Genomic DNA, 24,110 nt, shown 5'->3' with positions numbered 1-24,110 from the left:
GGAGAGAAGCATGAGTGCCGGCGAGAAGACTGCAAATGCCCCCAAGACGTCCTCGAAAGCCAAGGCGGCCGAAGGGCCTGAGCCCGCGCTGACGGCTGCGCTTGCCGCCGCGATCCGCGATTCGCTGATGCCCGGCGATGCGCCGGTGTCGCCCGGCTGGGCGGACGAGGCCGCGCGCTTCCTGCTGACCGCCGCGACCACGCGCAAAGCCGCGACCCCCGCCATCGAACTGGCCAGCGCCGGTGCCGAGGACGAGCGACGCATCCTGCGCCTCGCCATCGTCAACGACGATATGCCGTTCCTGGTCGACTCGGTCGCCGCCGCGCTGGCCGAAGCGGGGCTGGTGATCGATCACCTCGCGCACCCGGTCGTCACCGTGAAGCGGGACAAGAAGGGCGCGCTCGAAACTCTGTGCGCTGCCGCCGATCAGGGCGCGCGCGAATCGATGATCTACATCGAGTGCGATCGCGTCGATGCCCGTCACCGGCAGGACCTTTTGAAAACGCTTGAAGAGACGCTCGCCGATGTGCGCGCGGCGGTGAGCGACTGGCCGCAGATGGTCGCGGCGATGAAGGCCGATGCCGAAACGGTTGCCGATCCCGAAGGCGCGGACCTGCTGCGCTGGTTTGCAGGCGGTATGCTCACGCAAGTCGGCCATGTCACCCGGCAGCGGGACGGCGCCCATGCCGAGACGCTGGGCATCTGCCGGCGTGAGGATCGCTCGCTGCTCTCCGATGCCAGCTATGCCCGCGCCTTCGAGGTGTTCGACGCGCGACTGGCGGAGGGCGAGGTCGCCGCGCCGCTGGTGGTCAAGGCCAACCGCATCTCGCGCGTGCATCGCCGCGTACCGTTGGACCTGTTCCTTGTTCCCGTCGTCGAGAAGGGCAAGCTGGTTGCGCTGTCGGTCCATGCCGGGATCTGGACGAGCGCTGCGCTCAGTGCCACGCCCGACCGGGTGCCGCGCCTGCGCGCGCAACTGGCCGCAATCGGCGCCCGGCTGGGGCTCGATCCGCACGGCCACAGCGGCAAGGCGCTGGCGCATGCGCTCACCAGCCTGCCGCACGATCTGGTGCTGGGCCTGCCGGGCGACGATGTGGAGCGTCTGGCAACGACGATGAGCGCGCTGGTCGACCGTCCGCGCCCGCGCTTGCTGGTGACGCAAAGCCCGCTTTCGCGCCACCTTTTCGCCTTCGTGTGGCTGCCGCGAGACCTGCTCTCCACGCAGATGCGCCAGCGCATTCAGGCGATGGTCGAACAGGCCGCCGATGCGCCGACGCTGGACTGGAGCCTGCAGGTTGATGGCGGCACGCTGGCGATGCTGCGCTATACGCTCGACATTCGCGAAGGTTCGCGCGATCTGGACGAGGACGCGCTCGACCATCAGTTGCAGGTCTTGCTGCGCGGCTGGCCCGAGGCGGTCGAGGCCGCACTCGTGCAGCAGGGCGAGACCTTGCGTGCAGCCGCTATCGCCGCGCGCTATGCCGATGCCTTCCCGATCGGCTATCGCAGCGATTACGGCGCCGCAGAAGCCGCGACCGACATGATTCAGCTGCGTCGCTTGCTGACGGCGGAAGGCGCAGGTGAGCTGGATGTCGATCCCGATGCCCCGGCGCTCCAGCGCGGCGTGCGGCTCTATCGCCATGCCGACGATGCCGCAGGGCGCCTGCGCCTGAAGGTCTACCAGATCGGCGGCGGGTTGCCGCTGTCCGATGCCGTGCCCGCGCTGGAGAACTTCGGTTTCCGCGTGCTGGCCGAAGTGCCGACCCGGCTTGAGGCGGGCCGCACCGCGACGATCCATGACTTCGTGCTGGAAGGCATGAGCAGCCAGTCCCTCGACGGCGCGCTGGACCGCGCGGCCCTGATCGAGACCGCGCTGGCGGGTGTGCTGAATGGTGAGGGCGAGAACGACGCGTTCAACCGCCTCGTCCCCGGCCTTGGCCTGACGGGGCGCGAGATTCACTGGCTGCGCGCCTGGTATCGCTACTTGCGGCAGGCGGGCACGCATTACGGCATTCCCACCGTGGTCGACGCGCTGCTCGGCGCGCCTGCGGTCACGCAAGGGGTGCTCCAGCTGTTCGTCGCCGCGCACGACCCGGACTTTGCAGGCGACCGCGAGGCTGCCCATGCCGAGGCCGACGAGGCGATCCGCACCGGCCTTGCCGCCGTCAGCTCGATCAATGCCGACCGTCTGCTGCGCGCCTACCGCGCGGTGGTGGAGGCGATGCTGCGCACCAATGCCTTTGCGCCTGCGGGCCAGATCGCGCTCGCGTTCAAGTTCGACAGCGCCAAGGTGCCGGGCCTGCCCAAGCCGCTGCCCTGGCGCGAGATCTTCGTCTATTCGCAGCGCGTCGAAGGCATCCACCTGCGCGCCGGGCCGGTCGCACGCGGGGGTCTGCGCTGGTCCGACCGTCGCGACGATTTCCGCACCGAGATCCTTGGCCTGATGAAGGCGCAGCGCGTGAAAAACGCGGTGATCGTGCCGACCGGCGCCAAGGGCGGCTTCTATCCCAAGCAGTTGCCCGATCCTTCGGTGGACCGCGCGGGCTGGGCCGCCGAAGGGCAGGGCAGCTACGAGGTGTTCATCGACACGCTGCTCTCGATCACCGACAACATCGTGGGCGACAAGGTGGTCCACCCGGCAGGCGTGACCGTGATCGACGGCGAGGACCCGTATTTCGTGGTCGCGGCGGACAAGGGCACGGCCAAGTTCTCCGACGTCGCCAACGCCATCGCGGCAGAGCGTTCGTTCTGGCTCGACGATGCTTTCGCCAGCGGCGGCTCGAACGGTTATGACCACAAGGCGATGGGCATCACCGCCAAGGGCGCGTGGCTTTCGGTGCAGCGCCACTTCCTCGAAATGGGCGTGGACGTGCAGTCCGAGCCGGTGCGCGTCGCGGGTTGCGGCGACATGTCGGGCGACGTGTTCGGCAACGGCATGCTGCTTTCGAAGTCGATCAAGCTGGTCGCCGCCTTCGATCACCGCCACATCTTCCTCGATCCCGATCCCGATGCGGCGAAGAGCTGGGCCGAGCGCGCGCGCATGTTCGCGCTGCCGCATTCGAGCTGGGACGATTACGACAAGGCGCTGATCTCGCCCGGCGGCGGGGTGTTCCCGCGTTCGATGAAGTCGATCCCGCTCAGCCCGGAAATGCGCAAGGTGCTGGGCTTCGATGTGGCCGAAGTGGACCCGGAATCGCTGATCTCGGCCATCCTGTGGGCGCCGGTGGACCTGCTGTGGTTCGGCGGTATCGGCACCTATGTGAAGGCCTCCACCGAGAACAACGCGACCGTGGGCGATCCCGCTAACGACGGCCTTCGTGTCAGCGCCAACGAAGTGCGCGCGAAAGTGATCGGCGAGGGCGCGAACCTTGGCATCACGCAGGCCGCGCGCATCGAATTTGCGCTGAAGGGTGGCCGCATCAACGCCGACTTCATCGACAATTCGGCGGGCGTCGACTGCTCGGACAACGAGGTCAACATCAAGATCGCGCTCGCCGCAGCGGGCCGCGCGGGCAAACTGCCGCTCGCCAAGCGCAACGTGCTGTTGGCCGAGATGACCGACGAGGTCGCGCGGATCGTGCTGGAGGACAACCGCCTTCAGGCCATGGCGCTGTCTATCGCGGAGCGTGGCGGGGCGGCGGCCACCGCCTCGCTGCTCCGCCTGATCGAGACGCTGGAGGAAGGCGGCCATCTCGATCGTCGCACCGAAGGGCTTGCCGAGAACGAGGTGCTCACGCGCCGCGCGCTCGACGGGCAGGGGCTGACCCGGCCCGAGCTGGCGGTGCTGCTCTCCAGCGGCAAGCTGGTGCTGCAGGACGCCATCGAGCACAGCGCGCTCGCCACCGATCCGGCGCTGTCGGACCTGCTGTTCGGCGCCTTCCCGCAGCCGATGCAGGACAAGTTCGCCCGCTTCATCAAGGGGCATCGCCTTGCCGGGGAGATCGTCGCGACCAAGCTGGCGAACCGCATCGTCAACCGCCTCGGCATCGTCCACCCCTTCGAACTGGCCGAGGAAGAAGGCGCCAGCCTTGCGCAAGTCGCTGCCGCTTTCGCCGTGGCGGACCGGCTCTATGGCCTTTCGGCTATCTGGCGCATGCTGGAGACGGCGGAGATGCGCGAGCCGACGCGCATCGCCCTGTTCGACAAGCTGGCGGTCGCTGTGCGCGGGCAGATGGCCGACCTGCTGCGCGCAGGCGCCGGACGCACCGCACCGGGCGATCTGATCGAGCGCCTGACCAAGGGCGTCTCTGCACTGGCGAAGAACACGCACGACCTGCTGGGCGAGGCCGCCGCCGCGCACTCGCGCCGCCTCCACGCCGATCTCGTCGCGCTGGGCGCGCCCGAGGACGTGGCGGGCATGGTGACGCATGTCTACGACCTCGACGGCGCAGTGGGCATTGCCGATCTCTCCGCCCAGACCGGGCACGAGCCGCGCAGTCTGGCCGATGGCTTCACCCGCATCGGCGCCGCGCTCGGCCTCGACTGGGCGCAATCGACCGCCGCGATCATGGCCCCGTCCGATCCGTGGGAGCGCCTGCTCGTCGCCGGGCTCGCGCGCGATTTCCAGCAGATGCGCTTCGACTTCCTGCGCGGGCTGGCCGCGGCGGTACCCTCCGGCAAGCTGCTCAAGCGCCACCACTTCGAGCCGGTCGCGGCAGTGGACGCTTGGTGTACAGATCATACGATCGCGCTGCGGGCGTTCCGCGCGATGGTCGCCCGCGCCGAAACCGCGCTGCCGATCACGCCCGCAATGCTCGCCCAGATCGCCAGCCAGGCGCGCAACGTGCTGGCGCGGTGAGGGTCGGGTTCGGGGGTTAAGGGGGAAGGGGTATCGGCAGGGGGCCATTGCCCCCTGCACCCCCGGAACGTCTTCCGGCGCTGGCCGGGAGTGTGGGGCAGGCTTTGTGTCCTGCCTCCACCGCTCCTTCATTTCGTCATCCCCGCGCAGGCGGGGATCCAGCTTCCTTACGCAGCGTCGGACTGGATTCCCGCCTGCGCGGGAATGACGAAGCAAAGGGGAGGCAGAGCGAAAGGCCTGCCTCCGCCGCAACGATCACGTCGGAACACGTAACGGGGGTGCAGGGGGGCTCTGCTCCCCTGCGTTATCTTTTCCTTTCGCCCGCCTACGCGAACCGCTTCGCCACCGCGCGTGCGATCGCCGGGCCGAACAGCAGGATCGCGGCCATCCGCACGGTCTGGAGCGTCAGCACGAAGGCAACGTTCACCGGCGAGCTGGCGGCGATCACGGCGATGGCGGCCATCCCGCCAGGGCTGGTGGCGAGGTAGGCGGTGGGAATGTCCACCCCGGTCGCCCAATGGAGCGCGAGGCCGAGGCCAAAGCAGCCCGAGATCATCGCCAGCACCGAGATCGTGACGGGCAGCAGCGCCGCGCGGGCCTGCTGGATGGTCTGCGGGGTGAAGCGCGCGCCGATGCCCCAGCCGACGATCATGTAGGCCGCCGCCAGCACGATCTGCGGCAGCGCGAGGTGCGGGATCAGCCCGGCTATGTTGAGCGCGGTGCCCAGGATCAGCGGGCCTAGCAGGTCTCCCGCAGGCAGGCGGACCAGCCGCCCGAAGAAAGCGCCGATAACGCAGACCCCGATCGAGGCGAGTGCGCCGTGGAGGTCGATCGGCCAGAACCACGGGTCGTGCACCGGAGCGGGCGCGGGCGCGGCGCCGCCGCTATGCGCGTCCAGCACCAGAGAGAGAACGGTCGCGCCGATGGCGACCATCAGCATGCGAAGGTACGTCATGAAGGCGACGAGGCGATAGTCCGCGCCGCTGTCGCGCGCCATCAGCACCATCGCGGTGGCAAGTCCCGGTGCCGAGCCCCAGACGGCGACCGCTCCCGGCAGCACACGCATCCGGGCGAGCACCACGCCGGTCCCGAAGGCGACCACCAGCGTCGCTAGTGCCGCGCCGACGAACAGCGCGCCGTTCCGCGCCATCTGCGGTACGATCTCGGCCCCCAGCGAAGAGGCGATCAGGCAGCCGATCACCGCTTGTGAGGCGACGAACGGGGCCTTGGGTACCTTGATCTCGATGCCGTTTACCGCGAACAGGATCGAGGCGACCATCGGCCCCATCATCAGCCCGGCGGGAATGCCGATGAGGTCCATGCCGCCTGCAAACAGCGCGGAGAGCGCGATCAGCACGCACCAGCGCAGCGGGGCGGACCGGGTAAGCAGGGCGATCATCGGGTCTGGCAGCAGCCTTGTTGAGGCGGGAGGGAGGGGCAGGACGACGCTCCTGCCTGCAAGGGGATGCAGGTGCAAGCATCGCGGCAAAGCTTTGTTCCGCCTGTTCGTAGTTCGGATGGCCTGCAGGCTCCGGGCGCCTCGCTTATGACGTAGGGCAACAAGGTTCTGCGGAATCGATATGCCGTTACCGACAAACCCATCCGTGAGTACCAATGTCTGTTATGGGGGGGAAGCGGACGTTCTCATAATACCGTCATCCCAGCGAAAGCTGGGATCGCTCTCGGTCAAACGAGACGGTCGAACAGATCGCACCATCCGGGATTGTGCTTTTCGATGAGTTCGATTTTCCACTCACGCTTCCATGCCTTCATTGCCTTCTCTCGGGCAATGGCGGCAATTATCTCGGCGTGTTCCTCCACCAACACCAAGTGTGTAACGCCGTACTTCCGGCAAAATGCCGATCCGCTTCCGGCACGGTGCTGCATCATCCGCAACGCTAGATTGCTGGTCACTCCGATGTACAGAACGCCGTGCGGCTTGTTTGCAAGAATGTAGGTCCAGCCTCCCATCCTGCTATCGTTACATAATGCCGAAAGCGATCCCAGCTTTCGCTGGGATGACGACAGGATTTTAACGGCAGCTACGGGGGCGTTTGCGGAAAGTCCGTTTATGCGTGAAGGTCGTGAAGAGCGATCGTGCCGCTGCCCGTCGCGCCGGCTCACTCCAGCGGCAAGGCCCGCGTGCGTTTTACCGTTTCCAGCACGATCAGCGACTGCACGTCGCGTACGCCGGGGATGCGCACCAGAGTCTTGAGGGTGATCTGCGAGAGATGTTCGACATCGCGGGCGACGACGTGGACGAGGTAGTCCATCTCGCCCGTCACCGCGTGACAGGCGACGACGTACGGGTGTTCATCGATCGCGCTCTCGAAACGGCGGATGCTTTCGTCCGAATGGGCTTCCAGATTGATCAGCACATAGGCGTCGAGTTCCAGGCCGATCCGGCGCGGGTCGAGCACCGGGACGTAGCCCTGGATCGTGCCGTCCTCTTCGAGATGGCGGATGCGGCGGCTGACCGGGGTGGCCGATAGCGACACCCGTTCGGCGACTTGCGCCACGGGCATGCGCGCATCTTCCTGAAGCGCGCCGATGATTGCGCGGTCGAACGCGTCGAGCAGCATGGTTCCTCTCCCTTTGCGGGTGTTTTTGGTGAAATCCACTCTAGCGGATCGGTGTGGGGCCAGCAATCCGCACGGATTCGCTGCGGGCGTAGTGCTATCATCGCGCTTATGAAGATGCCGCAGCCGTCAACGAGCGCCAGCGGCCTTCGGGGAGAGTACGAAGGCGCGCGCGAGGATTACACCCTCGCGCAGGACTGGCACACTTACACTCCGGCGATGCACGATCGCTGGCGCCGCCTTTATGCGCGCCAGTCCGCGCTCGCCGTCACCCACGCCGCCCGGTCTTTCCGCGAGGGGCTGGCGCGGCTCGATTGTGCGGGGGGCATTCCCCGTTTCGACGAGGCCAACCGCGTGATCGCGGCGGCGACCGGCTGGCATCTGGTGGCAGTTCCCGGCTTCATTCCCGATGCGGTGTTCTTCGAGCACCTCGCGCACCGTCGCTTTCCGGTGACTCGCTGGCTGCGCGAGGAGCGCGAGCTGGACTATCTGGTCGAGCCCGATGTGTTTCACGATTTCTTCGGCCATGTGCCGATGCTGCTCGACCCCGCCGTCGCCGATTTCCTTGAACTCTATGGCCGCGCGGGCGCAAGGGCTATCGCGATGGGGGCGCTCGACATGCTGGCGCGGCTCTACTGGTACACCATTGAGTTCGGGCTGATCCGCGAAGAGGGTGCGCTCAAGGCGTTCGGTGCGGGTATCCTGTCCTCGGCCGGGGAGACGCGGTTCTCGGTGGAAGACCGCGCGGTGCTGCGCCTGCCGTTCGACCCGGCCCGCGTGCTGCGCACCGGCTATCGCATCGATGCGTTCCAGCAGACATACTTCGTGCTCGATAGTCTTGAGCAATTGATCGCCCAGCTGTCCGGGCTCGATCTCACGCCGCTTTATGCAGAGGGGCGACACAGGCCCCCGATCGCGCCGGGGGCTATGCTGCCCGGCGAGACACCCTTCACCCTTGCCGGAGAGCCCCGCCCATGACCGATCGTTTCGCCAATTCCATTGGACTCGCCAATCCCATCGGACTGGACGGCTTCGAGTTCGTCGAGTTTTCCGCACCCGAAAAAGGCGTGCTCGAACCGGTGTTCGCGGCGATGGGCTTCACGCTCGTCGCGCGCCATCGCTCCAAGCAGGTCGAGCTGTGGCGGCAGGGCGGGATCAATTTCGTTACCAATTACGAGCCGCGTTCGCCTGCCTGGTTCTTCGCGCGCGAGCACGGCCCTTCGGCCTGTGGCATGGGGTTCCGGGTAAAGGATGCGGCGGCCGCCTATGCCGAGCTGCTCGCCCGCGATGCCGAACCGGTGGATGTCGCCACCGGGCCGATGGAGCTGCGGTTGCCCGGCATTCGCGGCATCGGCAATGCGATCCTCTACCTGATCGACCGCTACGAAAGGGATGGGGACGGGGCACTGTCGATCTACGACATCGACTTCGAGTACCTCCCCGGCGTCGACCGCCATCCCGTCGGTGCGGGGCTCAAGCTGATCGACCATCTGACCCACAACGTCCATCGCGGGCGCATGGCTTATTGGGCGGATTACTACGAGCGGCTCTTCAACTTCCGCGAGATCCGCTATTTCGACATCAAGGGCGAATATACCGGCCTCACCAGCAAGGCGCTGACCGCGCCCGACGGCAAGATCCGCATCCCGCTCAACGAAGAGGGTGAAGGTGGAAAGGGCCAGATCGACGAGTTCCTGCGCGCGTTCAATGGCGAGGGCATCCAGCATATCGCGTTGATCTCGGACGATCTGGTTGCCACATGGGATGCGCTCAAGACGCTGGGTGTGCCCTTCATGACCGCGCCGCCCGAAACCTACTACGAGATGCTGGCGGAGCGCCTGCCGGGGCATGGCCAGCCGGTAGACCAGTTGCGCGCGCGCGGTATCCTGCTCGACGGGACCACGAGCGGAGAGGCGCCGCGCCTGCTGCTCCAGATATTCGCCGAGGCGCAGGTCGGCCCGGTGTTCTTCGAGTTCATCGAGCGGCAGGGCGACGACGGCTTCGGCGAAGGCAACTTCAAGGCGCTGTTCGAAAGCATGGAGCGCGATCAGGTGCGACGCGGCGTACTGAAGCTGGATGAGGGCGCAGACCACCTGATCGAGGCACGCTGACGGGTATTCAGTCCGTCTCTACCCCCTCTCTGTCTTTCTCTGTCCGATCCGGTGGGCACAGATGGTAGGGCGACAGGCATGGACTTGCCCGAAATCGGGGCTTATGTTTCCCGGCAACGTAATAAAGATACAAGAGGATTGTCCCATGGCCGCCCTGATCGCAGCGCTGCTTGAGCCGGTAATCGGCGAAAAGCCGACGCAATTTGTGCTCGAAACGCTGGAACTCGATCCCGCGCTGGCGGGGAATGCGGAGGGCAAACCGTCGCGGGCGCAGCTGGCATGGGCGCTGAATGCCGCGCTGTTCATGGACCTGCTGGAGCGCGTGCCCAGCGCTGCCCGTTATGTCGAAGGCGTGCGCAGCAAGGGCGAGCGGATCGTGTCCGACCACGGGGCGTTGCGCACCATCGACGGGCCTAGCGGGGCGCTGCCTTCCGGGTGCGAGGGCATGGCGCGGCTACTGGCGCCGCTGGGCTATCAGGTCGCCGGGCTCTATCCGCTGCCCGCGCTGAAGATGACCGGGCGCGCTTATGCGCAGGTCGATTTTCCAGAGGCGATCCCGCAGTTCTTCGTGTCTGAACTGCATGTCGATCAGCTTGCCCCCGAGGCGCAGGTCGCCGCCGAAGCCATCTTCGGCACCTCGCGCGATCCGATTGACGCCGCTGGCTGGGCCGCGCTCGACCGGCTGGCGGCGGACGGCGCCTGCTCGCTGGAAGACGGCGTGACGGTCCTGCGCGCCGTGCTCTCGGCCTTCGATCGCCAGCACCCCGCGCCTGCGCTTGCTGATTACGAGACGCTGCTGGCGCACAGTCGCGAGGGCGGCTGGATCGCCACCGAGGGCAATGCCTTCAACCATGCGACCACCCGCGTTCCCCATGTCGAGGCACTGGCGGAATCCCTGCGCGAACAGGGCTTTGCGATGAAGCCCTCGGTCGAGGTCTCGGCCTCGGGCCGGGTCCGCCAGACGGCGTTCCTCGCCGACCGCGTGACCCGTCCGTTCCGCGATGCGACGGGCGCGGAGATTACCCGCGAGGTGCCGGGCTCGTTCTACGAATTCATCAGCCGCGATCTGGACCCCGAGACCGGCGGGCTGGACTTGCGGTTCGACAGCGGCAACGCCACCGGCATTTTCGCGATGACGCGGGATGCCCATCAGGAGAAGAGTGCATGATCCGTTCGTTCGACCCGGCCAGCGGCGATCTCGTCTGGGAAGGGCCGGAAGCCTCGGCGGATGAGGTCAATGCGGCGCTGGCCCGCGCGCGCGAAGGCTTCCCCCGCTGGGCGGCCATGCCGCTCGGCGAACGCGTGGCGCTGGTGCAGCGCTATGCGCAAGTGCTGGAGGCCCACCGCGAAAGGCTGGCCGAGACGATCTCGAAAGAGACCGGCAAGCCCTTGTGGGAAGGCCGCGCCGAAGTCGGCTCGATGATCGGCAAGGTGGCGATCTCGATCGCCGCGCAGGCCGAGCGGGCCGGAGAGAAGCGCGTGGCGCAACCCTTCGGCGAGGCGGTGCTGCGCCATCGCCCGCACGGTGTGATGGCGGTGCTGGGGCCGTTCAACTTCCCCGGACACCTGCCCAACGGCCACATCGTGCCCGCGCTGCTGGCAGGCAACACAGTGGTCTTTAAGCCTTCGGAAATGACCCCCGCCACCGGTGCGCTGATGGCCGAATGCTGGGCCGAGGCGGGGGTGCCCGAGGGCGTCTTCACGATCCTGCAGGGCGGGCGGACGACCGGCGAGGCGCTGGTCGGCGGCGCGATCGACGGGCTGCTGTTCACCGGATCGGCAGGCGCGGGCGCGTTCTTCCGCCACCTCTTCGCGGATCGCCCGCATGTTGTCCTTGCGCTGGAACTGGGCGGCAACAACCCGCTGGTGGTCTGGGATGCCGAGGATTTGGAAGAGGCCGCCTCGGTCGTCGTCCAGTCGGCCTTCGTCACCACCGGCCAGCGCTGTTCGTGCGCGCGGCGCCTGATCGTGCCCGATACCGCCTTTGCCGATGACCTGATCGCCGCCGTCGATGCCATGGCAGGACGCCTGCGCATCGGCGCGTGGAACGAAACGCCCGAGCCCTATATCGGCCCGCTGATTTCCGAGGCCGCCGCCGATAGCGCCCGCGCGCAAGTGGCGACGCTGGTCGATCTCGGCGCGAAAGTCCTGCGCCCGTTCGAGCGGATCGCCGGACGCAGCGGCGCTTTCGTGACGCCTGCCATCTTCGACGTGACCGGGATCGAGGTGCCTGACGAGGAAATCTTCGCGCCGGTGTTGCAGGTGCGCCGCGTCGCCGATTTCGATGCCGCTATCGCCGCCGCCAACGATACCCGCTTCGGCCTGTCCGCCGGGCTGGTCAGCGCCGCCGACGCGCTGTGGCAGCGCTTCACGATCGAGTGCCGGGCAGGCGTCGTCAACCGCAACCGCCCGACCACCGGCGCGGCCGGATCGATGCCGTTCGGCGGCCTTGGCGACAGCGGCAACCACCGCCCCAGCGCCTTCTACGCCGCCGACTACTGCGCCTGGCCGATGGCGAGCTTCGAGGCGGCGGGCGTTTCCGGCAACGCGGCTGCACTGGCGGGCAAGCTGACCGACGTCGTTCCGGCATGAGCGGACTGTCGGGCGCCGAACAGGCGCTGATTGCCTCGATCGCGCGCGCGCCGATCCTGCGGCACACGCTTGACTGGGCGGCGGTGAACTCGGGCACGGCAAACCTTGCCGGCCTCGCGCGGATGGCGGACCTGCTGAGCGAGGCCTTCGCGCAGCTTCCCGGCGAGGTTCGGCTGGTCGAACCCGCGCCGGTTGAGAAGGTCGATGCACAAGGGAATCCGCGCAGGGTCACCCATGGCCAGCATCTGGTGCTCTCGGTGCGGCCCGAAGCGGCACGGCGCGTGATCCTGACCGGGCACATGGACACCGTCTATCCCGAGGCGCACCCGTTCCAGACCTGCGACTGGCTGGACGAGGATACCCTCCACGGCCCCGGCACCGCCGACATGAAAGGCGGCCTTGCCGTGATGCTGGCGGGGCTGCTGGCCTACGAGCAGGCCGGGGAGCCGACGCTCGGTTACGATGTGCTGATCAACAGCGACGAGGAGGCCGGATCGCTGTCCTCCGCCGCGCTGATCGCGCAGCTGGCGCAAGGCAAGCTGGCGGCGCTGACCTATGAACCGGCGCTGCCCGACGGTTCGATGGCGCGGGCCAGGCCGGGTTCGGGCAACTATGCACTGGTCATCCACGGGCGCTCTGCCCATGCCGGGCGCAACCCGCAGGCGGGGCGCAACGCGGTGCTCGCCGCGTCCGACCTCGCGCTGCGGCTGGCCGCGCTGGTGCGCGAGGGGCTGACGGTGAACCCGGCGCGGATCGAGGGCGGCGGGCCGAACAACACCGTGCCCGACCTTGCGATCCTGCACTTCAACATGCGCCCGCGCACGCCCGAGCTTGCCGAGACGGCGCAGGCCGAAGTCGCGGCGCTGATCGCGGCGGTCTCGGCGCAGCACGATGTGCATATCCATGTCCACGGGGGCGTCTCGCGCCCGCCCAAGCCCGTCGGCGCGAAGACCGAGGCGCTCTATGGCCTCGTCAGTCAGGCGGCGGCGGACCTTGGCCAGCCGATGCGCTGGCAGGATACCGGCGGCGTGTGCGACGGCAACAACATCGCCGCCTGCGGGGTGCCGGTGCTCGATACGATGGGCGCGCTGGGTGGCGCGATCCATTCGCCCGACGAATTCCTGATCGCCTCCTCGCTGGAAGCACGCGCGGCGCTGACGGCGCTTGTGATGTACCGGCTCGACCGGCAAGGTGTGGCCCCATGACGTTCCTTCTGCGCACCGCCCGCGAGACCGATCTCGATGCCCTCTACCGCATGGCCAAGGGCACCGGCGGCGGTTTCACCAACCTGCCGCCCGACCGTCCGACGCTGGAAGCCAAGCTGAAGCGCACCGCGAAGTGCTTCGCGCGCGACAGCGAGGAGATCGCCAACGACCTGTTCGTGTTCATTCTGGAGGACACCGCGACCGGTAAGGTGCGCGGCACCTGTCAGGCGTTCTCGCAGGTCGGCACCGAGTTCCCGTTCTACTCCTATCGCATCGGCCGGATCACCCAGCACTCGCGCGAACTGGACCGCACCTTCCGCGCCGAGATGCTGACGCTGTGCACCGATCTGGATGGCGCGAGCGAGGTGGGCGGACTCTACCTCGACGCGACCGAGCGTTCGGCGGGCGTGGGCAAGCTGCTGGCGCGCAGTCGCTACCTGTTCATCCGCGAGCATCGTTCGCGCTTTGGCGAGACGACGCTGGCCGAACTGCGCGGGGCGATCGACGATGCGGGCAACTCGCCGTTCTGGGATGGCCTCGCCGGGCGCTTCTTCGACATGTCGTTCCGCGATGCCGACGAGTTCAACGCCAAGCACGGCAACCAGTTCATCGCCGACCTGATGCCCAAGCACCCGATCTACACCGCGCTGCTCTCCGAAGGGGCGCGGCAGGTGATGGGCCAGCCGCACTACTCCGGCCGCCCGGCGATGCGCATGCTGGAGGCGGAGAACTTCGCCTTCCAGAACTACGTCGATATCTTCGACGGCGGGCCGACGATGATCGCGAAGACCGACCAGATCCGCACGCTGGCGGGCGCGCGCAGCGATACCGTGGTGTCGATCGCGGGCCTGCCGGAGGAAAGCCCCTCGCATATCGTCGCCACCGGGCGGCTGATCGATTTCCGGGCCTCGCTCGGCGAAGTGGGGCTTACCGGCGAGGGCGTGACGCTCGACGAGCAATCCGCCGCGCTGCTGGGCATATCCATCGGCGATACCGTGACGTACTCTGCTGCCTGAATTTTCAGCCTGAAAGGGCGGATATGCTTACCGAGATCAATTTCGACGGGCTGGTCGGCCCCAGCCACAACTATGCCGGGCTCAGCCTGGGCAACCTCGCCTCGGCGCGCAATTTCGGCAGGGCCTCGGCCCCGCGCGCGGCGGCCTTGCAGGGCCTCGCCAAGATGCGCGCCAATTGGGAGCGCGGGCTGATGCAGGGCCTGTTCCTGCCGCACCGCCGCCCGGACGAGGCATGGCTGCGCCAGCTTGGCACCACGATGCACGAGGCCAGCCCGGCCTTGCGCGCCAATGCCATGTCGGCTTCCGCGATGTGGGCCGCGAATGCCGCCACCGTCTCGCCGGGGCCGGACACGGTGGACGGACGCTGCCACCTGACCGTCGCCAATCTGGTGACGATGCCGCACCGCAGCCACGAATGGCGTGAGACGCTGGCGCAGGTGCAGCTGGCCTTCGCCGATTCTGCGCATTTCGCCGTCCATGCCCCGATCCCGGCCCCGTTCGGAGACGAGGGCGCGGCCAACCACATGCGCCTTGCCGCCGCGCACTGGGCGCCGGGGATCGAGGTGTTCGTCTATGGTGAGGCAGGCGGCCCGTTCCCCGCGCGCCAGCACCGCGAGGCGAGCGAGGCGGTGGCGCGCCTTCACGGCCTCGACCCGGCGCGCACGGTCTTCGCCCAGCAGTCGCCCGAGGCGATTGCCGCAGGCGCGTTCCACAACGATGTGGTCGCCGTCGCCAACGAGCGGGTGCTGTTCACCCATGAACTGGCCTTCGCCGACCGCGAGGGGCTCTATGCCGAACTGCGCGCCAAGCTGCCCGAGATCGAGATCGTCGAGGTTCCCGCCAGCGCGGTAAGCCTTGCCGATGCGGTCTCGTCGTACCTGTTCAACGCCCAGCTCGTCACCCTGCCTTCGGGCGAGGCGGCGCTGGTGCTGCCGGGCGAGGCGAAAGGCACGCCGTCAGTCTGGAACTGGCTGGAGGCGCATGTCGCCGGGAATGGGTCGATCCGGCACCTGTTCGTCCACGATCTGCGCGAATCGATGGCCAATGGCGGGGGGCCTGCCTGCCTGCGCCTGAGGGTCGTCGCCGATCCCGAGCACGTCGATACGCGCTTCCTGCTCGACGGCGCGAAGATCGACGCCATCGAGGCACTGGTGCGCGAATGCTGGCCCGAGACGATCGCCGTGGAGGACCTCTCCAGCCCCACGCTTTGGCGCGACTGCGTGATCGCCCGCGCGCGCCTGTGCGAACTGCTGGACCTGCGCGAACTGGACCAGCAGGGGTTCTGAAGCGGTGCGATGGTTCCGAACCCTCTCCCCTTCAGGGGAGAGGGTTGGGAGAGGGGCCTAGCTTCCTGCTTGCGTGGTGCAGGCCCACCCCGCTGCGACTAGTATCGCCTGCGGCTCTGCAAGTCTCGCTCCTCTCCCGCGAGCGGGAGGGCCGGTAGGCTTGGGAACGCAGTGACCTAGCCGGACGGGGTGGGGCCGGACGGGGTGGGCCGAACCGGGGTGCGCTCAGCCTTCCATCGGGCGAATGCGGTTGCGGGAAGGCGTCAACCGGCGTCTGAGCAGAATGATCGCGAGGCTCAGCGCAAAAACCGCAGGCAGGAACCAGATCAGCGCGAACAGGCCGATCTCGTAGCCGGTGTGGTGCACCAGCAGGCGGGGGCTGTAATACATGTCCTCGATCAAGCATCGACCATGGCAAGAAAAACCATAAGCCTCGGGCCAGCCGGTCTTGTCGGATAGCCATTCGTCAAGCGCTGCCAGGACGACACAGGGCGTCAGGATCGCCAGAAAGAACAAGGCCGTGCGCCATGGCCCGATATGCCGGGCCATGGCGACAACTGTCCTGAACCTATTCACCCATGCGCGCCGAATTCGTTCGCGATCGCGGTGGTGATCCGCAGCGAGAGGTCGTGACAGCGGGCGATGGGGTGGATGAAGTCGCGGTGGATCTGGACGTATCCGCCCGCGCTCGAATCCGGGTAGTCGCTCGGCTCGTCCACGTTGAAGTCGCGGATCGAGGGAAAGTGCACCGGGAAGGCGCGGCGCATCTGGGCGAGGGCATCGTCGATGCGCAGCGTGAACACCATCTCCAGCACGTCGTCGCGGCTGATGTCGTTGGCGCGGCTGAACTGCGGCACGCTGACGGTGCGCAGGAACATGTGCTGGAACAGCGCGAGGCGGATCGCCTGCAAGGCGCCGATATTGCGCCGGGTACGCTCGCGGTCGGGCAGCGGGGCCTCGTCGGGGATCAGCTCGAACAGCTTGTGAAGCTTCATCGCATCGACACGCAGGCGCGAGCCGAGGCGACGGAACACGCCCATCCGGTCATCCTTGATGAGGTATTCCGCCAGCCGCATGCAGCCGTCGGAAATCTGCTGCTCGTCGCCGCGATAGGGGCGGCTGGCCCAGTAGGCGGAGTTGTACAGCTCGCCGAAGGCCGCCACCGTCTTGATCGAGGCCAGCGCGTTCGCCGCGCGGACCAGCCGCATCACCGTGCGCCCGCGCTCGCTGGAGCGCAGCAGGTCGGCGATGTCCTCCAGATTGCCCTCGGTCGCGGTGCCGATGCCGGCGATCACGTTCACCGGGAAGCCCAGCTGCTGGAGGATCGCGTTGTGCGGGATCGCGCGGATCTGGCGCAGGTTCATCGACCGGTCGGCGGAAAGGTCCGACTGGCGGCGCGACTTGCGGCTGCCGGTATCGTTCAGCAGTCCGAGGCCGAAGGCGGTGATCGCGCGGCTGTAGGTGCTGCTGGCAAGGTGCGCATGCTGGACCGAGCGGATCGCGCGATAGAAGTCGAGGCTGATGTCGGTGCGGCGATAGAAAGGATCGGTCGGCGCATCGACATCGGCGGACCATAGCGGCATCTCTACCATGCGCGTCAGCGTGGCGAGCGCGAGTTCGGGCGAACCGAACCACAGGTAGCCGTCACCGCCCTGGAACGAGACTTCGGGCTCCAGCCTGATCGCGGCGCGGGCGAAACGGCGGCGCGCCCAAGGCGACATCGGCCATTCGAAACGGTCGGAGAGGCTTGCGGGATGCGCGCCGCGCCCCATCGATTCGCCATGGGTGTTGAAGATCAGCGCGGCGACGTCGGTCAGGCCATTGGCGGCCATGGCTTCGGCAAGGCGCCCCTGCAGACGCTCGATGGCGAGCGAGGCGGGCACTTGCCCCACGAAGCGCCCGGCGTCTGAGAATCCGGTCTGGATTGCCACGCGGCCGCGCTTGCGGGCGTAATCGCGATAGGCGGGCTCGGCCAGCACCGCATCGAGGAAGCGACCGCCGTGCTCCAGCGCGGTCTCGGTCTCGAACAGCGGCGAGACGTCCACCTTGTCGTCGATGCCGAACATTCGCGCGAAATAGAGCGCGGCGAGCACCGTGGTCGGTTGCTCGCATTCGGCCACCAGCATGCGGATCGGCGCGTCGGCGTCGATATGCGCCAGGATCTGCGCCATCGCCAGGAACTGGCGCACGGCGGTGCTGTTCTCGATCGCCAGCGCGGCGAAGTTGGAGCGCAGCGGCTTCACTTCGGCCAGCAGTTCTCGCATGCGGACCAGCGCGGCCTGACTGGCGAGGTCGAGCGTGCCGTCCGGGTCGATGCGGGCACGGATCGCGTTCTGCAACTGCGAGGCGTTCACGCGAAAGTGAATCCAGCCCATGCCAAGGCCATCGGCGCGCATGGCGGCGGCGGCGACCAGCAGCGCGCGGGCGCTCTCGCCATCGGCGGCGCGGGCTTCGGCTTCCAGATCGGCGATCACGTCGTTCAGGCTGATCAGCTTGTCCGGATGCTCGGCGGTGAGCGTGTTGGCGGCGCTGGAGAGGGCATCGGGTGAGCCGAGATCGGCGGCGAAGCGCTTGGCCATCTCATCGGCACGGGCGGCGGCGCGGGTCAGGCGCGCGCCGATCTCGGCGGCGTGCGGCGTGACCATCGCGGCATAGCGGGCGAGGCGCTGGGCCTTTTCCTCCAGACGATAGCGGATCGAGGTGGACCAGCGGATATCGGTGCGCCCGTCCATGTCGTAGCCGACCCAGCTGGCGAAGCGCACCGGCATCGGCTGGAGCGCCTTCCAGCGCTTGGGCCAGCGCGCGGCGGCAATGTCGAACAGGCGGGCGGTGATCGCGTCACGCGCGTCCTGACCACGCGCCATCGCGTCCATCGCGCGGGCGTGCTCGTAATCCAGCGTGATTTGGTCGCGTGCGGGAGAGGCGGCGCAGACAGACGCCTCGGACAGATCGCCGGTGGAGGCGGCGTGGGTGACGGCATCGCCCTGCGCTTGCGTCAGCAGGAAGGTCGGGTGGCCGGTGAACACGACATGCGCGGCGGGGCGCTGCCAGTGGGCGGCGAAGGCGGTGAAGTCATCGCCGGTGGCGGCAGCGTCGATCCGCGCGAGGTTTTCGTCCGGGGCGACGGGGGCGAGCAGGCGGTCGAGCCGCGCGGCGCGGGCGCGCAGGCCCTCGCAATCCATCTCGGCGACAAGGCGCTCGAAATCGTCGAGCGTCATGGTGCCCGCTTCCAGCTCACGCGAGAGTTCGAGGCCGAGCTGGAAGACCGGGTTGTAGGTGGGCGTCTGCGCCGTCAGCCGGTGCAGTTCGCGAAGGCGGGCGTCGAGCGCTTCGACGCTCCTCAAAGTGGCGCCGGAAGCGGCTTCGACGCCACCGCTCATCGGGCGAGGCCTGCTGCCAGGCGGGCGTCTGCCTCGATCTTCGCGACGTCCGGCTTGCCCTTGGGGACCATCCAGCTGCCGCCGACGCAGAGCACGGCGTCGAGCGCCAGCCATTCGGGCGCGTTCTGCGGGGTGACGCCGCCGGTCGGGCAGAACTTGGCGGCCATCAGCGGCGCCGAGATCGCCTTGAGCGCGGGCGGGCCGCCTGCGGCCATGGCGGGGAAGAACTTCAGGCGGTCGAACCCGCATTCCAGCGCGAACATCACGTCGCTGGCGTTGGCGGTGCCGGGCAGGAACGGGATCTTTGTCTTGTAGGCGGCCTCTGCCAGCATCGGGGTGAGGCCGGGCGAGACGATGAACTCGGCGCCCGCATCGATCGAGCGCTTGAGATCATCGGGGCTCAGCACGGTGCCCGCACCGACGACGGCGCCGGGCACCTGCTTCATGATCTTGATCGCCTCGATCGCGCATTCGGTGCGTAGGGTGACTTCGAGTGCGGGCAGGCCGCCTGCGACCAGCGCCTCGGCGATGGGTAGGGCGTGCTCGATATCCTCGATCACCAGCACCGGGATCACCGGGGCAAGCCGCATCACCTTCTCGACGGCGGCGGACGGGCTCAGAGTGTCGGTGGTGGCGGTCATGACGAAAGATGCTCCCTGGCGAAGGCGGCAGCCGCGCCGAACAGGCCGGGCTGCGGATGAGTGATGAGTTTGACGGGCAGCCTGGCCATCATGCTGCCAAATCGGCCCTTGGCCGTAAAGCGTTCGCGGAAACCGGAACGGACCAGCGTTTCGCGCATGCGATAGCCGAGCCCGCCGGCGATCACCACGCCGCTGGCGCCCTGCGACAGCGCGCAGTCCCCGGCGACGGCGCCCAGCGCAAGGCAGAAGCGGTCGACGGCGGCGGCGGCAAGTGGGTCGGTCCCGGCAAGGCCATTGGTCCAGATCTGGACATCGGTCTGCTCGCGGATCGGCTTGTTCTCCATCGCGGCGAGCGTCGCGTAGATATCGACGATGGCCGGGCCGGAAACCACGCGCTCGGCAGAGACGCGGGTGTGGCGGCTGCGCAGGCGGGCGAGGATCGAATCCTCGATCAGGTCGAGCGGGGCATAGTCGACATGGCCGCCCTCGGTCGCGTGGACGCGGTAGCCGCCGTTGTCGCGCCACAGGTGCGCGACGCCAAGGCCGGTGCCGGGGCCGATCACGGTTATCGTGCCGGTGGCGGGCAGCGGCTTGTCCGCAGGGCCGGTCAGGTGGATGAACTGGTCCTCACCCGCGCAGGCGACCGCATAGGCGACTGCGGCGAAGTCGTTGACGATGGTCTGGCGCGTCGGCCCCAGCATCTCTTGAATGCGCGCGGGGCGCAGGATCCAGGGGTTGTTGGTGAAGCGGATCACCTCGTCGTCGACCGGACCCGCCACCGACATGGCGACGGCATCGGGCAGGGTGCCGCCCTGCATCTTGCGGAACGCCTGCCAGGCGAGCTGGAAGCTGCCGTGGTCCTTGGTGTGCAGCGTGGCCGGTTCGCCCAGCGCGATGCTGCCGTCCGCGCCGATAGTGGCGATGGCGAAGCGCGCGTGCGTGCCGCCGATATCGACGGCAACGATCTCGGTCGCGCCTTTTTCGGCAGGGGTGCTTTCAGCTTTCGCCATGGAGGTCAGAGCCCGGCCAGCGCGAGCATCGAGGAACCGCCCTGTTCGGCGCCGCTGGCATGGCTGCGGAACATCGCGAACAGCTCGCGGCCCATGCCTTCGCCCGAAGCGGGAGCGGGGGCAGGCTCGCGGCCCGAGATGTCTGCCGTGGTCGACAGCGTGCCATCCTCGGCGCAGAGGCGCACCACGTCGCCGTCGCGCAGGAAGGCGAGCGGGCCCCACACGCCATCGGCGCTGGGCAGGGCTTCGGGGGTGACGTGGATCGCGGCGGGCACCTTGCCCGAAGCGCCGGACATGCGCCCGTCGGTGACGAGCGCGACCTTGTGGCCGCGATCCTGCAACACGCCGAGCGGCGGCGTCAGCTTGTGCAGTTCGGGCATGCCGTTGGCGCGCGGGCCCTGGAAGCGGACGACGACGACTACGTCCTTGTCGAGTTCACCTGCCTTGAACGCGGCGGAGACGGCTTCCTGCGTGTCGAACACGCGGCAGGGCGCCTCGATCGTCCAGCGCTCCTTGTCGACCGCGCTGGTCTTGAAGGTGGCGCGGCCCAGATTGCCGCCGACCAGCTGCATGCCGCCTTCGGGCAGGAACGGGTCGGATGCGGGGCGCAGCATGGAATCGTCGCCGCTGGTGGTGGGGGCATCGATCCACGCGAGCTTCTCGTCCGCGTAGGTCGGCTCCTTGGCGTAGGCGTCCATGCCGCCCTCGGCGATGGTCAGCGTGTCGCGGTGGGCCAGCCCTGCATCGAGCAGTTCGCGCACCACCCAGCCCATGCCGCCGGCGGCGTGGAAGTGGTTCACATCGCCCGAGCCGTTGGGATAGACGCGCGCCAGCAGCGGCACGGCGGCGGACAGCTCGGCGAAGTCGTCCCAGTCGATGATGATGCCCGCCGCGCGCGCCATGGCGGGCAGGTGGATCGCGTGGTTGGTCGAACCGCCGGTGGCGAGCAGCCCGGCGATGGCGTTGACGATCGCCTTTTCATCGACCACCTGCGCCATCGGGCGGTAATCGTTGCTCTTCTTGGTGATGGCGTTCAGGCGATGCACCGCCTCGCGCGTCAGCGCCTGACGCAGCGGCGTGTTGGGCGGAATGAAGGCCGAGCCGGGAACGTGCAGGCCCATCATCTCCATCATCATCTGGTTGGAGTTGGCGGTGCCGTAGAAGGTGCAGGTGCCTGCCGCGTGATAGCTGGCGCTCTCGCTGGCGAGCAGCGCGTCGCGGCCGACCTTGCCTTCGGCGTAGAGCTGGCGGGTCTTCTGCTTTTCCTTGTTGGAAATGCCGGTGGGCATCGGGCCGGAGGGCACGAAGACGGCGGGCAGGTGGCCGAAGCGCAGCGCGCCGATGACGAGGCCGGGGACGATCTTGTCGCAGATCCCCAGCAGCGCCATGCCGTCGAACATCGCGTGGCTCATGGCGACGGCGGTGGAAAGCGCGATGGTGTCACGGCTGAACAGCGACAGCTCCATGCCGTCGAACCCTTGCGTCACGCCGTCGCACATCGCCGGAACGCCGCCTGCGACCTGCGCCGTGGCGCCCACTTCGCGGGCGAACAGCTTCATCTGCTCGGGGTAGCGGCCATAGGGCTGATGGGCGCTGAGCATGTCGTTGTAGGCCGTGACGATGCCGAGGTTGGGCGCGCGACCGGCGGCGAGCGAAGGCTTGTCCTCGCCAGAGGCCGCAAAACCGTGCGCCAGGTTCGAGCATGAGAGGAAGTTGCGGTCCGCATGGCGATCGCTTTCCCGTGCCATCAGTTCGAGATAGCGGGTGCGGCTGGGCTTGGAACGCTCGATGATGCGATCGGTCACGCGCGAAAGGGCAGGGGCGAGATTGGTCATGCCTGGGTACTCCAGTATCCTGTGTCATCCCCCTGTCCCCGGGGGCTGTCGTTCCGGCGGGGCCGGTCTGCAATCGAGCCGATGCGCCTTGCGCCGCATCGGTGGTGCCGTGCCGCCCGTGAGGCGGCGCGGCAGGAAGGCGGGATCACGCCTGCCCGGTTATGGCCGTCCGGTCACTCCTGCCACGTCACGCCGTCGCGCTCGGCAAGGGCGATGGCGGCGGACGGGCCCCAGCTTCCGGCGGTATAAGGCTTGGGCTCCTGTGCCTGTTCCTCCCAGACGGCGCGGATCGCGTCGATCCAGTCCCACTGGGCTTCCACTTCGTCGCGGCGCACGAACAGCGTCTGGTTGCCTTCGATGAGGTCCAGCAGCAGGCGTTCGTAGGCGATACGGCGCTGCGGACCGGCGAAGGCATCGGGCATGGTGATCGCCAGCGGCACCGAGCGCAGGCCCACGCCGTCGCGGTCCAGCCCCGGCACCTTGGCCATCAGCGAGAGCGTCACGTTCTCTTCGGGCTGGATGCCGATGACGAGGCGGTTGGGCACCGTGCGGGCGCCGCGTCCGGTGAAGATCGAGTGCGGCACGTCGCGGAACTGGATGGTGATCTCGGTCGTGCGGCGCGGCAGGCGCTTGCCGGTGCGCAAGTAGAACGGCACCCCGTGCCAGCGCCAGTTGTCGACATGGGCCTTGATCGCGACGAAGGTCTCGGTGTTGGAATCCCTGCCCAGTTCGTCGTCGTAGCCGGGCACAGCCTTGCCGCCGATCGCGCCCGAGCGGTACTGCCCGGTCACGGTCTCTGACGCATCGACCTTGCGCAGCGAGTGCAGGACCTTCACCTTCTCGTTGCGCACGGCAGTGGCATCGTAGGAGACCGGTGGTTCCATCGCCACCAGCGCCAGCAACTGGAGCATGTGGTTCTGCACCATGTCGCGCAGGGCGCCGCTGTCGTCATAGTAGGCGACGCGCGATTCGAGGCCCACCGTCTCGGCGATGGTGATCTGTACGTGCTCGATATGCGCGGCATTCCACAGCGGCTCGAACATGATGTTGGCAAAGCGCAGCGCCAGCAGGTTCTGGACGGTTTCCTTGCCCAGATAGTGGTCGATGCGGAAAATGCGATCTTCCGGAAAAGCGGCGGCAACGGCGTCGTTGATGACCTTCGAGGAGGCCAGATCGGTGCCGAGCGGCTTTTCCAGGCCGATGCGGGTGTTGGGGCCGGCAAGACCGCTGCTCTGCAACCCGTGGATGGTCGCCTCGAACAGACTGGGCGCTGTCGACAGGAAGATCGAGAGGCCTTCCTTGGGCGTGCCGACCTTTTCGGCCAGCGCCTTGAAGCCATCGAGGTCGGTGGCATCGAGCGGCTGGTAGGTCAGGCGGTTCAGGAACGTCGCCATGCCGCCGCGACGGTCTGCGGGCAGGAACTTCTCCAGCGACTGGCGGGCGAAGTTGCGGAACTCCGCATCGCTCATTTCCGAACGCGCGGTGCCGATGATCTGGATCTCGGGGTTCAGCAGCCCTTCTGCGTCGAGCGCGCAGAGCGAAGGGAGCAGCATGCGGCTCGACAGGTCGCCGGTGGCACCGAAAAGAAGCAGGCGATCCGAAGTGAATTTCGACACAGGGCTACACTACCACCAATCTCGTCGGAACGGCAGCGCCT

17 protein-coding genes are annotated in these 24,110 nt (G+C 67.8%); 8 read left to right on the top strand and 9 right to left on the bottom strand.

What is annotated here, in order from left to right; genetic code table 11:
* Positions 1 to 10 precede the first annotated feature (10 nt).
* Complete coding sequence (locus AC3EC3_RS07970) at positions 11 to 4,798, top strand: NAD-glutamate dehydrogenase domain-containing protein (protein WP_488489047.1); 4,788 nt, start codon at positions 11 to 13, stop codon at positions 4,796 to 4,798.
* A gap of 325 nt (positions 4,799 to 5,123) precedes the next feature.
* Here the strand turns inward: AC3EC3_RS07970 and AC3EC3_RS07965 are convergent, their stop codons facing one another.
* The 3 genes from AC3EC3_RS07965 to AC3EC3_RS07955 all read right to left on the bottom strand — a co-directional run bounded on the left by AC3EC3_RS07965 (position 5,124) and on the right by AC3EC3_RS07955 (position 7,380).
* Complete coding sequence (locus AC3EC3_RS07965; RefSeq protein ID WP_488489046.1) at positions 5,124 to 6,197, bottom strand: AbrB family transcriptional regulator; 1,074 nt, start codon at positions 6,195 to 6,197, stop codon at positions 5,124 to 5,126.
* A gap of 287 nt (positions 6,198 to 6,484) precedes the next feature.
* A complete protein-coding gene (locus AC3EC3_RS07960; protein WP_488487873.1) occupies positions 6,485 to 6,769 on the bottom strand; it encodes a GIY-YIG nuclease family protein in 285 nt (94 codons plus the stop codon).
* A 149-nt stretch (positions 6,770 to 6,918) separates the two neighbouring features.
* On the bottom strand, positions 6,919 to 7,380 hold the full coding sequence (locus tag AC3EC3_RS07955; RefSeq protein WP_488489045.1) for an Lrp/AsnC family transcriptional regulator: 462 nt from the start codon (positions 7,378 to 7,380) through the stop codon (positions 6,919 to 6,921).
* A 108-nt stretch (positions 7,381 to 7,488) separates the two neighbouring features.
* Between AC3EC3_RS07955 and phhA the strand changes: the two genes are divergently transcribed.
* The 7 genes from phhA to AC3EC3_RS07920 all read left to right on the top strand — a co-directional run bounded on the left by phhA (position 7,489) and on the right by AC3EC3_RS07920 (position 15,587).
* Entirely contained in the window at positions 7,489 to 8,355 is an 867-nt protein-coding gene (gene phhA, locus AC3EC3_RS07950; RefSeq protein ID WP_488489044.1) for a phenylalanine 4-monooxygenase, read from the top strand.
* A complete protein-coding gene (gene hppD, locus AC3EC3_RS07945) occupies positions 8,352 to 9,488 on the top strand; it encodes a 4-hydroxyphenylpyruvate dioxygenase (protein ID WP_488489043.1) in 1,137 nt (378 codons plus the stop codon). Before phhA ends, hppD begins: the two co-directional genes overlap by 4 nt.
* 145 nt (positions 9,489 to 9,633) lie before the next feature.
* Complete coding sequence (locus tag AC3EC3_RS07940; RefSeq protein ID WP_488489042.1) at positions 9,634 to 10,656, top strand: 2-oxoadipate dioxygenase/decarboxylase family protein; 1,023 nt, start codon at positions 9,634 to 9,636, stop codon at positions 10,654 to 10,656.
* Entirely contained in the window at positions 10,653 to 12,080 is a 1,428-nt protein-coding gene (astD, locus tag AC3EC3_RS07935; protein ID WP_488489041.1) for a succinylglutamate-semialdehyde dehydrogenase, read from the top strand. Before AC3EC3_RS07940 ends, astD begins: the two co-directional genes overlap by 4 nt.
* The gene (locus AC3EC3_RS07930) at positions 12,077 to 13,285 is read left to right on the top strand and encodes a hydrolase (RefSeq protein WP_488489040.1); all 1,209 of its coding nucleotides are present in this window, start codon (positions 12,077 to 12,079) and stop codon (positions 13,283 to 13,285) included. The genes astD and AC3EC3_RS07930 overlap by 4 nt, the downstream gene beginning before the upstream one ends.
* Positions 13,282 to 14,301: an arginine N-succinyltransferase gene (locus AC3EC3_RS07925; RefSeq protein ID WP_488489039.1), complete on the top strand. Its 1,020-nt coding sequence runs from the start codon at positions 13,282 to 13,284 to the stop codon at positions 14,299 to 14,301. Before AC3EC3_RS07930 ends, AC3EC3_RS07925 begins: the two co-directional genes overlap by 4 nt.
* Positions 14,302 to 14,324: 23 nt before the next feature.
* Entirely contained in the window at positions 14,325 to 15,587 is a 1,263-nt protein-coding gene (locus AC3EC3_RS07920) for an N-succinylarginine dihydrolase (protein ID WP_488489038.1), read from the top strand.
* Positions 15,588 to 15,812: 225 nt separating this feature from the next.
* Here AC3EC3_RS07920 and AC3EC3_RS07915 read toward each other — a convergent pair whose 3' ends face one another.
* From AC3EC3_RS07915 to zwf, 6 genes are all read right to left on the bottom strand, one after another.
* A complete protein-coding gene (locus AC3EC3_RS07915) occupies positions 15,813 to 16,136 on the bottom strand; it encodes a hypothetical protein (protein ID WP_488489037.1) in 324 nt (107 codons plus the stop codon).
* Between the two features lie 23 nt (positions 16,137 to 16,159).
* Positions 16,160 to 18,967, bottom strand: coding sequence for a phosphoenolpyruvate carboxylase (locus tag AC3EC3_RS07910; RefSeq protein ID WP_488489036.1), 2,808 nt, complete (start codon positions 18,965 to 18,967; stop codon positions 16,160 to 16,162).
* On the bottom strand, positions 18,964 to 19,608 hold the full coding sequence (eda, locus tag AC3EC3_RS07905) for a bifunctional 4-hydroxy-2-oxoglutarate aldolase/2-dehydro-3-deoxy-phosphogluconate aldolase (protein WP_260924346.1): 645 nt from the start codon (positions 19,606 to 19,608) through the stop codon (positions 18,964 to 18,966). The genes AC3EC3_RS07910 and eda overlap by 4 nt, the downstream gene beginning before the upstream one ends.
* The gene (glk, locus tag AC3EC3_RS07900) at positions 19,605 to 20,618 is read right to left on the bottom strand and encodes a glucokinase (RefSeq protein WP_488489035.1); all 1,014 of its coding nucleotides are present in this window, start codon (positions 20,616 to 20,618) and stop codon (positions 19,605 to 19,607) included. Before glk ends, eda begins: the two co-directional genes overlap by 4 nt.
* Before the next feature lie 5 nt (positions 20,619 to 20,623).
* A complete protein-coding gene (gene edd, locus AC3EC3_RS07895) occupies positions 20,624 to 22,453 on the bottom strand; it encodes a phosphogluconate dehydratase (protein ID WP_488489034.1) in 1,830 nt (609 codons plus the stop codon).
* 173 nt (positions 22,454 to 22,626) lie between these two features.
* On the bottom strand, positions 22,627 to 24,069 hold the full coding sequence (gene zwf, locus AC3EC3_RS07890) for a glucose-6-phosphate dehydrogenase (RefSeq protein WP_488489033.1): 1,443 nt from the start codon (positions 24,067 to 24,069) through the stop codon (positions 22,627 to 22,629).
* Between the last annotated feature and the right edge of the window lie 41 nt (positions 24,070 to 24,110).

Source organism: Novosphingobium sp. BAM6 (assembly GCF_057784955.1).
This window is presented reverse-complemented; position numbering and strand designations above follow the sequence as displayed.